This window comes from Corynebacterium sp. MSK047 (assembly GCF_030232285.1).
Classification (GTDB): domain Bacteria; phylum Actinomycetota; class Actinomycetes; order Mycobacteriales; family Mycobacteriaceae; genus Corynebacterium; species Corynebacterium jeikeium_D.
Genome location: NZ_JASPJI010000009.1, coordinates 24,087 through 36,578, shown reverse-complemented (window position 1 = coordinate 36,578; position 12,492 = coordinate 24,087). Strand labels below are relative to the sequence as shown.

Genomic DNA, 12,492 nt, shown 5'->3' with positions numbered 1-12,492 from the left:
TTTTGGCGTTTTCCAGCGCACATCGTCGCTATTAGATACCGGTGCGTGAATTGAAAGGAAGATTATTTACGCTGGCCGCGGCAATTTGAAAAGTGGAATTGCTGAATCGAGATTTAGTATCCAGTCGCAAATATGGTTCCTTTGGCCCAAATTCCTACCACTTTTGTCTACCCCTTTCTCGGCGGAGATTGCTTATTTAATCGGATGATATTTCTGAGCGTAGCTCAATTACAGTGTTATGCTCGGGGCGATCACAGACATAAAAGGAGGTTTAGGTGATAGGAAAAAAGTTCTTCTAGTGGAATCTGCCCTTATTTTAGCGGGTATCATCTTTTCACCCGTTGCTAGCGCTGAGGAACCTGCACGTCCCGTGGCAGCTCAGGCTGAATCACTTTATAGGGCGATTGATGAAGGCCGCCTTACGATGGCGGAGTTAGATAACCACCAAAAAAGCCTTCTGAGAGCCTATACAACTCCGGGTGAGTTGATTGTAAAACGATTGCCACAGCCGTCGAATCTTTCAACGAAGCCTTTTGCACAGGGAGGGGCTGACTACTGCCGAAAGGATGGTGCCCGGTTTGAGCAAAAGGCTGTTATGGGTAACACCCTATATACTTACTGGCAGACTGTTGAAATCTGCGGAACCCCAGGTAAAAAGATTAAGAATGTCAAAGTTCTCGATCACGGTGGGGAAACCAGTACTCCTACATGGTCGTATAGGGGTTCGGCCTCGAATCCAGCTTCGTATGCTGTAGGGGCAGGTTGGTTCGTGCGAACTTCGGAGAACTTTGAGCAGTCCATTGTGGTTGACGGCATTGGGGCAGGTCAAAGGACGGTCTGTATCTCAGCGACTATTCGACCATCTGGAGAATATAATGCAAGCGAAAGGTGCTAATAATAAAAGAGCGCCGGGATTGATTGACTGGGGATTTCAGATTCTTGCAGTCATTCTGTTTGTGGCTGGCGTTTATATCGCGTTTCCAATTCCATTTCTAACTGGAATTTATGGCCTGTTCGAGGCCAAAAAAGCCGAGGATGAATATCGTCGACGGTGGATTACTTTCACATTAATTTCTGTTTTTCTGACAATCGCTATGTTTATCGCATGGCTGATATTGAGTCCTTCTGGTGGAATCGAGCAGGTACCCACTGAGCAAACAGAGTGGCAGCCGGTGCGATAAGTTAGTTCACACTAGAATTAGCCGCTACGCCCGGCGGATGACGGCGTTGTACGCCTCATCCACCGTTGTGGCGACGGTGGCGATATCCGCGCCGGGCAGCTGTGGGCGCTGCACGATAACGACCGGCTTCTTCAGGTCGCGGGCGGCCTCAATCTTGGCGTAGGTAGCAGCACCACCGGAGTTTTTGGTCACTACGCAGTCCACGGCGTAATCCCGCATGAGCTTGCGCTCCGCTGCGACATCGTAAGGCCCACGGCTGAGAATAATCTTCCGATTCTTCGGCAGCGGCGGCGCGGGCTGTTCCACACAGCGAATGAGGTAACGGCCGTTGGAGTCACCGGCAAATGGAGCAAGCTGCTGACGGCCAATAGTGAGAAACGGGCTGTAGAAACGGTCGGCAACAACGTCCGCGGCCTCCTGCATGGAGGACACCTCAATCCAGTTGTCGCCTGGCTGCTTCTCCCACGCAGGGCGATGCAGCGCAACAAGCGGAAGACCGGTAGCGCGGGCAGCTTCAGCAGCAGATTCGCTGATCTGTTCTGCATACGGATGCGTGGCATCGATGATGACTTCCGTGGCATCGGAGATTAGCCATCGAGTCAGTCCTGCGGGACCGCCAAAACCGCCGATACGGACATTGCCGACGGGCAGCTTGGGGTTGGAAACGCGACCGGCCAGTGAAGAGGTGACAAACCAGCCCTCGCCCACTAGGCGCTTGGCCAGGGCGCGGGCTTCAGCAGTCCCACCCAGAATTAGTGCACGCATGGGATGGTCCGTCCGTGCTCATCGCGTGGACGATCATCGCTGTAGAGGTAGCTATCCGGGAACGCCTCGGCGGTGAGCACCTTGCCGACAATGATGACAGCGGTACGAGTCACACCTGCATCCTTGACCTGCTGCGCGATATCAGACAGCGTGCCGCGGAGAATAACCTGTTCCGGACGGGATGCGAAAGCCACGACTGCCACCGGACCGTGCTCACCATAATGCGGGGTGAGCTCCTCGACCACACGATCGATGTCGTGGGCGGCCAAGTGAATGCACAGAGTTGCGCCCGTGCGGCCGAAGTTCTCCAGGGTCTCGCCCTCCGGCATCTTGGAAGCGCGCCCGGAGATACGAGTCAGCACCACCGACTGGCCAACAGTTGGCACCGTGAGCTCGTGGCCGAGAGCGGCCGCAGCCGCGGAAAATGCCGGCACACCCGGAACGATTTCGTAGTCAATGCCGAGCTCGCTGAGACGACGGACCTGTTCTGCCAGCGCCGACCACACCGACGGGTCGCCGGACTGCAGGCGTGCGACATCCTTGCCCGCCGCATGCGCTGCCTGAATGGTTTCGATGATGGTATCCAGCGGCATTCGCGCGGTGTTGATGATCTCTGCGCCTTCGGGGCAGTGTTCCAGCACCTCAGGCGGGACAATCGATCCCGCGTAAAGGCACACTGGGCAGGAACGAATAAGCCGGTCCGCGCGCAGCGTCAGCAAATCCGCTGCCCCCGGGCCTGCACCGATGAAATACACAGTCATTGTGAGTTACAGAGTCCTCAATATTTTCTAGACAGAGAAATTACGTCTATGGTAGCGCAGGCTCTACTGGCTTCTCCGCCACCCACTGCACCACCGGCAACGCAGGGCGCCACGCAGTGAAACTGCCGACTGCACCTGCGCGCTCCACGGAAATCCGGGTGACATCCCCGCCATAGTCGCGACGTGCCTGCCACAGCAGAGCCTCCGACTCCAGCGTCACGGTGTTTGCGACGATGGTGCCTCCCGGGGCAAGGCGTTGCCAACAGGTTTCAATCATTCCGTCAGCAGTGAGACCTCCGCCGATGAAAATGGCATCTGGGCGAAGATTCGAGTCTGCCAACACCGCTGGTGCCGCTCCGTGGTGGACGGTCACATTGCCAGACAGAGCCGCCACATTCTTAGCAATTCGCTCTGCACGAACAGCATCGCGCTCGAAAATTTCCGCACGTCCGCCGTGCCGAGCCCACTCAATGCCAATCGACCCCGTGCCACCGCCGACATCCCACAGCAGAGCTCCCGGCCGCGGATCCAACGCAGCGACCGTCATTTGGCGAATCGGCGCCTTCGTCAGCTGACCGTCCGAATCAAAGTCACCGTCGCGCAGCCAGCCGCGCGCGCTTCCCGACGGCTCCACCGCCAGCACCGTGAGGTTGCCAGCTGCAACCGGTGGGTTCGCCACCGTGCCTTCGGAAACGGACTCCGGCAGCCCTGTAGCTTCCGTGCCGCCGAGATTGGTCAGCGCGGTGAGCTTGGTGTCTGGGCGGTCGGCTAAAACCGTAGCGACCTCTTTTACTGAGTCCGCGTTTCGGCACAGCACCAGGAAGGGCCGCATCGAATCCGCTACCGGTACCACACGCGCGGCACCAGGTAGCCCCGGTTTCCCTGTCACCAGCGAAATCACCGGAGTGTCATGCAAGGGCCAGCCGAGGTAGGCGCAGGCCAACGAGGCTGACGATGGCGCTGGAATAACCTCCACGGCGCCACGGCCGAGCTCCCGGACCAGGGACGCGCCGACACCGTGGAACATGGGATCGCCACTGGCGAGGATGACATCGACTGCGGGGTCAATATCTGCCAGGGTGGCCCGCCAATCCTTCCAGAAGCCACCTGGCCAAGGTGAGAGGTCGGCGTCCAGGTTGACGTCGGCAAGCAAATGGAGCTGACGGGGAGAGCCAATGATGCGGCGAGCCGACGACAACGCCTCGACAGCGCGGGCGGATAGGCCAGGGTACCCGTCGCAGCCGATGCCGACGACGCGAAGCTTTGGGCTCATCGGGGCATCTTGCGCCAAATCCAGCGCGGAGTCAGATGTGTGGCGCGTGCGAGCAATGCCAATTTACGCGGCACCCAGACGTGGGGCTTCCGACCGTCGAAAGCAGTGACGGCGGCCTCCGCGACCTCGGCGGGGCGCGAGGACATCGGCGCTGGCCTCATGCCTTCGGTCATGCGGCCGATGACGAAGCCCGGCCGGACAATCGTCAGCTGAATATGGCTCCCGTGCAGGCGGTCCTGCATGCCCTGGAGGAAACCATCGAGACCGGCCTTCGCCGAACCGTAGACGTAGTTGGCGCGGCGCACGCGGGCACCTGCGATAGAGGAAAAGGCCATGATGCGGCCCGCGACCTTATCGCGCACAGGCAGCGTGCCGGAGGCGATGTCGGACTCCATGCGCGCGACAATCTCAGTGAGAATCGATGCCTGTGCTGTGAAGTCGGTATGAATGACTGCCGCAGCAGCCTCGCCGGACTCCTCACACTTCCGTTGATCACCGAGGATACCGAACGCGACAATCACCGTGTCGATGGGACCGTGCTGCCAGGCGTGCTCGACGAACTGGCGGTGTGCCGCGATGTCATCGGCATCAAAGTGGATGCGGTGCACCGCGACGGCACCGGAGTCGATGAGCCGACCGGCAATGCCGTCGAGCGCCTCAGTGCGGCGCGCAGCGAGCGTGAAGGTGTTGTGGTTGGCCAGTCGCGCGGCAACTTCCCCGCCGATCTCGCTGGTGGCACCAAGAACGAGTACGTGTCCCATGCGCTAGAAAATACCTTTCCTCTAAACCTCGATTAGACGGTAATTAAATCGTGCGGACCATTATTGACCGATTCTCCGCCGTCTTCGGTGACAACGATGATGTCTTCCAGCCGCATACCGAACTCACCCGGCAGGTACACACCCGGCTCCACCGAAAACGCCATGCCAGGCTCGAGCTTGAGCTCATTGCCAGCCATAATGAACGGCTCTTCATGCGTGGACAGGCCAATGCCATGACCAGTGCGGTGAATGAAGTACTCGCCGTAGCCCGCAGCGGTGAGGCTATTACGCGCAATCGCATCGATCTCTGCAGCCGTCACACCGGGGCGCACCGCCGCCACGGCAGCTTCCTGCGCCTTGCGCAGAGCCGCCCACGCTGCAGCTTCCTTCTCCCCCGGCTTGCCGACGACATAGGTGCGCGTGCAATCGGAGTGGTAGCCAAGCGGCAAGGTGCCTCCGATATCGACGACCACCACGTCGCCTTCCTCGATGACGCGGTCGGAGAAATCGTGGTGCGGATTCGCACCATTTTCAGCGGAGCCGACGATGACGAAGTCAATGGCGACGTGCCCCTCCTCCAGGATGGCAGCCGAAATCTCATCGGCGACCTCGCGCTCAGTGCGACCTGCGCGCAGCATACCCGGCACACGAGCGTGAACGCGGTCAATAGCGGCGCCGGCCTCGCGCAGCTGATCAATCTCAGCGGCGTCCTTGCGCATGAACAGTTCCTTCAGAAGGTCTCCGGCCAATACAGTCTTGGCTCCAGTGAGATCCTGAATGGGAATCAAGTGGTCAGCGGTCAACGAAGCGCCCACTGCGAGGGTGCCCACGTGGCCCACCAAGTCGGCGACAATGCGGTGCGGATTCTCTCCGTCTTCCCACAACACCACATCGGCGTTGAGATCACCGATAGCGCACAGCGGCAGATCCCCGCGCTCCACGGCGGGCAGTACCAGTGTGGTAGTGCCGGATGCAGTGACCACCAGCGCCGTCAGGCGTTCATGCGAAGTGACCGCAGAACCAATGAGATACTGCAGGTCAGCGCCGGTTCCAAAGACTGCAGCGTCCGCATCGCGGCTGCGGAGTAGCTCCGCAGTGCGATCCAGACGCTGCTGATAGATGCCAAAGCTAAAGATACCGTTGCTCATAGTTGCCAACTGTACCCGTCGGCCTGTGCCCGTCGCCGGTTGAGTGGCCTCGGGGCGACGAGGCTTCGGCTGACCAACGTAACCGGCAACTAATTGTTCAGCGCCACTACGCCCCTGCGAATTGCCTGAATAGCCTCGGCGGACTTGTCGCGAATGTCCGTGGAGTAGCCCGTCTTCTTGATCTGCTGCAGCAGGTCAATGACCTGACGGCACCAGCGGACAAAGTCGCCCGGGGTCAGCTCCGCGCCACTCTCGGCGGCGGCTTGCAGGCAGTACCCCAGCGGTGCACCCGCAGTCCACTGATGAATTGCCGTAGCAAAAGCCATATCCGGCAAGTCCGTTACCGGCAGCCGGTAACGGCGCTCATCCTCCGACAGTTCCTCCCAGATGCGGTAGGTGTTCCCCAGCGCCTTGGCCAGCGGCTCGGTAGGCACCTCGTCACTGCCTTGACTGGCCTTGCGGTTTTCAAAGACCAAGCTCGACACCGCACCGGCCAGTTCCGCGGGGTCCAGGTCATCCCAAATACCGCGGCGCAGACACGTGGCCACCAGCAAATCCGAGCCGTTGTGAATCTGCGCCAGCCGAAGGCCTTCCTCGGTAATTGTCGGCTCCGCGCCCTCCGGCCATTCCACGTAGTCCATTTGTGTTAGCAACTGCAGCATGCGGTCGAATGTGCGCGCCAATGTATCCGAGGCGGAATCGACGCGCTTTTGCAGCTTGGCCACATGCGCCTCGGCCTGCCGCAGCGTATCGGCGTGACGAGCCATCGTCTCCACCGCAGGATCGCCATGTAGCGGATGCTCGCGCAGCTCCTGGCGCAACTTCCTCACCGCCGGCGAGTTGCCACCAGTGCGACGCTTCAGCCTCTTTGGTCCCTTTAGCCCCTTGCGGCCAATCTCTGCGCGCACAATTCCGAGCGCACGTCGCGGATGCCGGTCCGCATCCCGAGGCAGCTTAATCGCGCCGACCGTCTGCGGCGCCGCTGGGAAGATATGCGGCTCCACACGCCCCACGAACCCGCCGACACTGATGACACCGGGACGTGGATTCGACTTCGAATGGTCCTCCCGGTACACCACCGCCAACTGCACCTTCTTACCCTTCGGCAGCGGAATAACCTCGCCTCGACGGAGTCTGCGCAGCGCGGTCACTGTTTCTGTGTGGCGGTCTTCAATATTGCGACGCTTGGCGTTCTTCTCCTCCTGGGTCAGCTTCGCGCGCAAATCCAGGTATTCAAGCATCTGGGTTAGGCGCTCGTCGTCACGCGAACTGCCTTCCTCGCTTGACGACGACCCCTCAGCCTCCGCCCCTTCAGCGTGCGCATCGGCTCCCCTGCCGAGCAATTCCGCACGCAGGGCCGCGGCTTCCTGCTTGGCCTTGGACAGTTCGGCGGCGACTCCGACAATGTCGCCATCCGCCTGGAACTGGGCGAATGAGCGCTCCATGACGCGCTTCGAGCCTTCGTAGCCGAGCGTCTGCAGGAGGTTGACGCTCATGTTGTAGCTCGGCGCGAAGGTGGAAATCAGCGGATATGTGCGCGTAGATGCCAGCCCTGCGACAGCCTTCGGATCCATTGCCGGGGCCCACTGCACCACTGCGTTGCCGACAGTGTCGATACCGCGGCGGCCAGCGCGACCGGTCATCTGCGTGTACTGCCCCGGCGTGAGATCCACATGTGCTTCGCCGTTGAACTTGACCAGCTTCTCCAGCACGACCGTGCGGGCAGGCATGTTGATGCCCAGCGCAAGCGTCTCGGTGGCGAAGACAACCTTGACCAGGCCTTCGTTAAAGAGCTCTTCCACAATGTGCCGGAACGCCGGCAGCATGCCCGCATGGTGCGCCGCAAAACCACGGATGAGAATGCGGCGCCAGCGCAGGAAACCGAGAACCTGCAGATCTTCCTTCGGAATGTGTGCAACACCGTCATCGATAATCTTGGCGATGCGCTCCTGCTCATCCCGGTCGGTGAGCTCTGCGCGCGTAGCACCGACCTGCGCCAGCGCGCCTTCGCAGCCCGCGCGGGAGAAGATGAAAACGATCGCGGGCAGCATGTTCATGGAGCCGAGCATGCGGATAACATCGCCGCGCTTCGGCGGGCGGAATTTGCGCTGCCCCTTATCACCCCAGCTATACGAGCGGCCACCCCCCTTGTGCTTTTTGTACTGGTAACGCTCCCTGGAGCCGGCGTCCCCGTAGCCGAACTCGGCACGACGGCACGCCTCCAGCAGGTCCTGATTGACCTTGTCCGACTTCGCCTCGAAGAGTGGATAGAGCCGGTTTCCCACCAGCATGTGCTGATGCAGCGGAACCGGGCGCAGGTCCGTGACAATAACGTCCGTGTGCCCGCGCACCGTGGAAAGCCAGCGACCGAACTCCTCGGAGTTGGACACCGTCGCCGACAAACCGATGACGGCCACGGATTGGTCGAGGTTCAAAATAACCTCTTCCCAGACAGCGCCGCGCTCGCGGTCAGCGAGGTAGTGAATCTCATCCATAACCACATGCGTGAGCTTCTTCAGCGTCGGCGAGATCGCGTAAATCATATTGCGCAGCACCTCGGTGGTCATCACCACGATGTCTGCGTCGCCGTTAATCGAAGTGTCGCCAGTGAGCAGGCCCACGCGGTCTTCGCCGTAGTCCTCGACTAGGTCGTGGTACTTCTGGTTGCTCAACGCCTTGATAGGTGTGGTGTAAAAGCACTTGCCGCCACGCTCAAGAGCTGCATAAATAGCGAATTCGCCAACAATAGTCTTGCCCGCGCCGGTGGGTGCACAGACGACAACGCCCCGCCCTGCCTCAATTGATTGGCAGGCGCGGAGCTGAAAGTCGTCAAGATCGAAATCCTGTTGGCTGACGAAATCGCCGAGAAGAGTCATGCCTCTAGAGTGTCATAAACCGCGCTAGAGAACATCATCAAAGTCGCTCGTCGGACGATTTCGCAAGTCCTGCGTCGGCATCGGAGTCTCCGGAATCATGCCCCGTGGCCGTGGTGGACGAGAATTGCGAGTCGGGCGCACCTGGGATGCCCGCGTCGGCGTCGGCGCGTTCACTGGCGTCGGGCCAGAGACCGGGGAGGTCGTCGGGGCCGCTGATGCCGTCGGCATGCCGCCCGGCTGAATCGACGTCGGCACACTTACTGAAGTCGGGGCGTCAATGCCGCCCACATCACCGATACCGCCGGCGGAGCCAATCGGGCCGGACGCTGTAATGGGTCCGGAGCCTTGCTCGTCATCGACGTCCAACCAATCAGGTCGCTCATTTGCTTTACGACGGTCATGGAGACGACAAATCTGGATTGCGATTTCCACCAACAATGTCAGTGACGTCGCCATTGCGACCATAGATATTGGTTCCTGCCCCGGAGTCATGAAAGCCGCAAAGATGAACAGCGACATAATGATGATGCTGCGCTTGTCCTTGATGCTCTCGTAGGTAACGACACCGGCCATGTTCAACATGACCAGGAAAAGCGGAACCTCAAAGCTCACGCCAAAGCAGACGATGAGCGCCAAGAGGAAACCGAAGTATTGCGAACCGGTGAGTGCAGAAATTTGCGTCTCTTCACCAATCTGGAGCAAGAACTCCAGACCGATGGCGACAACGTAGTAGGCCAGGACGGAACCCATGACAAACAGCAGCGCGGCGGCAGTCACAACTCTGCGCGTGGTGCGGCGTTCCTTCCGAACCAAGCCGGGAGTGATGTAGGCCCAAATCTGGTAGAGCCACCATGGCGACGACATCACCAGACCGGCCAGCGCACCGACCTTCAGACGCAGCATGAACATTTCAAACGGGCTGGTCGCCAGCAGACGACACTCCGCACCTTCGCCGCCGCCGAGACGCATCTCGGGTGGAAGCTGACAGTACGGATCCTTGAGCAACTCACCCAGGGACTTAAAGTGCACAGGGCCAACATTGACCGAGGTAAACGGTATGCGGAACTGGCCAATGGTAAAGGCGGTCTGATACCAGATAAAGCCCACAACAGTGCCGACGGCAATACCAGCGAGGGCGAGAACGAGGCGACGCCGGAGCTCTTGAATGTGCTCGACAATAGTCATCACGCCCTCGGGATTGCGCTTACGCTGGCGCTTCCGAGGACGTGATGTGGATGTAGCTGAAGTCACGCTTCAACCGGCCTTCTACTACTGCTGCGGCTGGCCAGGGTTGTTCTGGCCAGGCTGCGGCTGGTACTGCTGCTGCGGCTGAGCCTGAGGTGCCGGCTGCTGGTACTGCTGCTGCGGCTGGTACGGCTGCTGTGGCTGGGCCTGCGGAGCCTGCTGGATTGCAGCCTGCTCCTGCTGCGCGTCATCGTTGCGCATTTCCTTGACCTCGGACTTGAAGATACGCATGGAGCGGCCGAGCGAACGAGCGGCATCTGGCAACTTCTTTGCACCAAAGAGCAAGACAAGAACGACCAGGATAATGATGATTTCCCAGGGACCTAGGTTCGGCATCCGCTTAGAGACCTTTCAAATGAATACAAATACAAGTGGCAAGTTGCCACATCGTGCGCGATTTAAGCTTTGATTTAAGCCTTGTCGTTTCGACCATACTCTGCCAAAGCTTCGCGGGCTCGCGCAACAACGGCGTTTTTCAATTTTAAGGGCTCAGCGACCGTTACGCTCGGTGAACGGCGGAGCACAAAGGAGACTGTTGCGGCCAAGTCGGACATCGGCACGTCAGCGACAAATTCCGACTGCCCTAAGCCTTGGTCAGAGACCAGTTCGGTATCCTCTTCTTCTCCCTCATCTTCAGTAAAGAAGACCGGTTCATAGTCTGCGATCCAGGTGGCGTCGGCGTCGATAAGCACACTTGCCCATTCGGACGTTCCCGTTTCCGCACCAAAGGCGTGGGGATCACGGATATCGACAGGCTCTGGGCGGTGGAAACCGGCGGGAGTGTCGAGGACCTCGGCGGCCTCCAGGCGGTCGACGCGGAAGCTCTTCTGGCGACGGTCTTCCTGCGCACGGTCCACAGCGCGGAGGTACGTAGTGGATTCAACTGTATAAACGTTGACACAGTCAAGCTCACGGACTGTAACTTGCCCCGAGGCATTCCGGTAGCGCACCTTCAACACCTTGCGCTGATGCAGCGCGGAGTAAATCTGCTCAGAAAAGGAAAAGGCCTTGCCATCCTCCGCGGCGGTCGAGTCAATAATGGGGACGTTTGTTCCCAGAGCACTGCGTAGTTTCGTCGCAGCCGTCTGCGCGGCCTCGGAGGAAATGGCGGCCGCGGAGTCCTCGATGGTTTCCAGGATGAGCAGCAAGGTCGCGGTCTCTTCGGCTGTGAGCGCACGTGGCTGGCTGAGCACCGTTGCCTGAGGGCGAATGCGGACGTCAAAGCTGTTGCGGTAATCAACTTCAAAAGCCCGCACTCCGAGGAGTCCCGGCTGGTCGATGTCGGCAATCTGCTCCACTATTGCCCGAATTCGGGCGAAAGGAATGGCCAGCTCGGTAGCGGCCTCTGTCATTGAACGGTGCTGCGAAAAATACGGTACGACCGCCAACAACTCGTCGACACTGACATTCGCGTCAAGTTCCCGGGCTGCATGCACTGTCATTAGTTGCCCTCCAAAGCGTTCTTCGCACCATTCGATCCGCCATGGCGAGCGAGTACCTGCTCCAACCGAGCAATAATCTCCGACCGTGCCTCTTCAGGTGATTCCACAATCAAATCCGGTGCGTAACTCAAACCTGTGGACACAATCTCACTCACAGGTGCCGCTGGCAGCTCGTAGCGCCCATCCCCCAACGCGGTCGCTTTCATCACCACATCAGCGCAGGTATTCGGAGCGATACGAACAACCGCCTGATAGGTCTTGCCACCGCGGTGCAACATGTTTTCCGCAATCTGTTGCAAGTCACCATCGGGCATTGGCTGGGTCGCCGACGTCCCTGTATCCGACACATCGCGGATACGGCTGAGCCGGAACATACGCGCCGCCTCACGCTGCGGATCAAAGCCCAACACATAAAAGCGCCCGCGCAGGTTAATCAGACCCCACGGCTCCAGCATGCGCAGTTCATCATCCACGCCGTACTGGCGGGAGTACCACATCTCCACTGTCCGGCGCGGCGAGGTCATTGCAGTCAGCAGTGTGCTGAAATCCACTCGACTCATATCCACCGCATCGGCCACCACCACCGACTCATCCGGCTTCGCAATGGCGCTGCGCTGCGCAAACGATGCGAGCTTCCGCCACGCCGCCACAGCCGTCGAGCTCAGCTCCTCCGAACCAAACGCCGCATTCGCCGCCTGGAAAACCACCGAAGCCTCCGCTTCAGTGAACTCGGGGTCGTGCTGGGGCCACCGTAGTCTATTCAGTCGCAGACGCTTGACCTTATCGCCCGCGCTTGACGACGAAACCTCCACCGGGACCCCGGCTGCCAGGAGTGCTGCGGTGTCCGCACGTAAATAACGAGCCCGGGAATCCTCGGAAACACGGGAGTAACCCTCGACATGTTTGGAGATCCACGACTCGCTGACCCACCCGGTGTCGTCGGCAAGCGCCAACAGCAGTTGAACCTGGCGTTGGTTCTCACTGATTGCAGCGGATCCGGGGCTTTCCGATACCGGTGGGACAGACACGACTGTGGGGCT

The 12,492-nt window shown here is 59.8% G+C and carries 12 protein-coding genes; 2 read left to right on the top strand and 10 right to left on the bottom strand.

Translation table 11 applies throughout. From position 1 onward, the window contains the following. Positions 1 to 298 precede the first annotated feature (298 nt). Positions 299 to 895 carry a hypothetical protein gene (locus QP981_RS05065; protein WP_284857569.1) on the top strand — a complete coding sequence of 199 codons (597 nt, stop codon included), beginning with the start codon at positions 299 to 301 and terminating at the stop codon, positions 893 to 895. After that, positions 876 to 1,181, top strand: coding sequence for a hypothetical protein (locus QP981_RS05060; RefSeq protein WP_284857568.1), 306 nt, complete (start codon positions 876 to 878; stop codon positions 1,179 to 1,181). The genes QP981_RS05065 and QP981_RS05060 overlap by 20 nt, the downstream gene beginning before the upstream one ends. A 24-nt stretch (positions 1,182 to 1,205) precedes the next feature. Here the strand turns inward: QP981_RS05060 and QP981_RS05055 are convergent, their stop codons facing one another. From QP981_RS05055 to QP981_RS05010, 10 genes are all read right to left on the bottom strand, one after another. Beyond that, the gene (locus QP981_RS05055; RefSeq protein WP_272715521.1) at positions 1,206 to 1,946 is read right to left on the bottom strand and encodes a cobalt-precorrin-6A reductase; all 741 of its coding nucleotides are present in this window, start codon (positions 1,944 to 1,946) and stop codon (positions 1,206 to 1,208) included. Next, complete coding sequence (gene cobM / locus QP981_RS05050) at positions 1,934 to 2,707, bottom strand: precorrin-4 C(11)-methyltransferase (protein WP_016422807.1); 774 nt, start codon at positions 2,705 to 2,707, stop codon at positions 1,934 to 1,936. Before cobM ends, QP981_RS05055 begins: the two co-directional genes overlap by 13 nt. Before the next feature lie 46 nt (positions 2,708 to 2,753). Then, complete coding sequence (cbiE, locus tag QP981_RS05045) at positions 2,754 to 3,980, bottom strand: precorrin-6y C5,15-methyltransferase (decarboxylating) subunit CbiE (RefSeq protein ID WP_284857567.1); 1,227 nt, start codon at positions 3,978 to 3,980, stop codon at positions 2,754 to 2,756. Next, positions 3,977 to 4,741 carry an SDR family NAD(P)-dependent oxidoreductase gene (locus QP981_RS05040; RefSeq protein ID WP_224433489.1) on the bottom strand — a complete coding sequence of 255 codons (765 nt, stop codon included), beginning with the start codon at positions 4,739 to 4,741 and terminating at the stop codon, positions 3,977 to 3,979. Before QP981_RS05040 ends, cbiE begins: the two co-directional genes overlap by 4 nt. 32 nt (positions 4,742 to 4,773) lie before the next feature. Beyond that, the gene (locus QP981_RS05035; RefSeq protein WP_069359532.1) at positions 4,774 to 5,889 is read right to left on the bottom strand and encodes a M24 family metallopeptidase; all 1,116 of its coding nucleotides are present in this window, start codon (positions 5,887 to 5,889) and stop codon (positions 4,774 to 4,776) included. Between the two features lie 89 nt (positions 5,890 to 5,978). Beyond that, positions 5,979 to 8,765 carry a DEAD/DEAH box helicase gene (locus tag QP981_RS05030; RefSeq protein ID WP_284857566.1) on the bottom strand — a complete coding sequence of 929 codons (2,787 nt, stop codon included), beginning with the start codon at positions 8,763 to 8,765 and terminating at the stop codon, positions 5,979 to 5,981. A gap of 24 nt (positions 8,766 to 8,789) precedes the next feature. Beyond that, positions 8,790 to 10,016, bottom strand: a complete 1,227-nt coding sequence (gene tatC, locus QP981_RS05025) for a twin-arginine translocase subunit TatC (protein ID WP_284857565.1) — start codon at positions 10,014 to 10,016, stop codon at positions 8,790 to 8,792. Between the two features lie 18 nt (positions 10,017 to 10,034). Beyond that, positions 10,035 to 10,346: a Sec-independent protein translocase subunit TatA gene (tatA, locus tag QP981_RS05020; RefSeq protein WP_284857564.1), complete on the bottom strand. Its 312-nt coding sequence runs from the start codon at positions 10,344 to 10,346 to the stop codon at positions 10,035 to 10,037. A gap of 74 nt (positions 10,347 to 10,420) precedes the next feature. After that, entirely contained in the window at positions 10,421 to 11,452 is a 1,032-nt protein-coding gene (locus QP981_RS05015) for a helix-turn-helix transcriptional regulator (RefSeq protein ID WP_284857563.1), read from the bottom strand. After that, positions 11,452 to 12,480 (bottom strand): helix-turn-helix transcriptional regulator, encoded by a 1,029-nt coding sequence (locus QP981_RS05010; RefSeq protein WP_284857561.1) that lies wholly within the window; start codon positions 12,478 to 12,480, stop codon positions 11,452 to 11,454. The genes QP981_RS05015 and QP981_RS05010 overlap by 1 nt, the downstream gene beginning before the upstream one ends. Positions 12,481 to 12,492 lie beyond the last annotated feature (12 nt).